The organism is Bacillus cereus group sp. BfR-BA-01492, from assembly GCF_022662815.1.
GTDB classification, from domain to species: domain Bacteria; phylum Bacillota; class Bacilli; order Bacillales; family Bacillaceae_G; genus Bacillus_A; species Bacillus_A cereus_BD.
The window spans coordinates 1-242 of sequence record NZ_JAKUEH010000069.1; the positions used below are offsets into that span (position 1 = coordinate 1).

Genomic DNA, 242 nt, shown 5'->3' on the forward strand with positions numbered 1-242 from the left:
GGCAGGCATGTTAACCACTACACCACGGGACCTTGGTTGCGGGGACAGGATTTGAACCTGCGACCTTCGGGTTATGAGCCCGACGAGCTACCAGACTGCTCCACCCCGCGACGATTATTATTTTGATTTAAATGGTGGAGGATGACGGGATCGAACCGCCGACCCCCTGCTTGTAAGGCAGGTGCTCTCCCAGCTGAGCTAATCCTCCAAAAGTGGTGACCCGTACGGGATTCGAACCCGTG

Annotated in this window: 2 tRNA genes; both read right to left on the minus strand. The window is 56.2% G+C overall.

Features of this window, described 5'->3' with window-relative positions:
- Positions 1 to 33: 33 nt before the first annotated feature.
- Positions 34 to 110, minus strand: a tRNA-Met gene (locus MR063_RS21650).
- Positions 111 to 132: 22 nt separating this feature from the next.
- Positions 133 to 208 (minus strand) — tRNA-Val (locus tag MR063_RS21655).
- Positions 209 to 242: the final 34 nt, after the last annotated feature.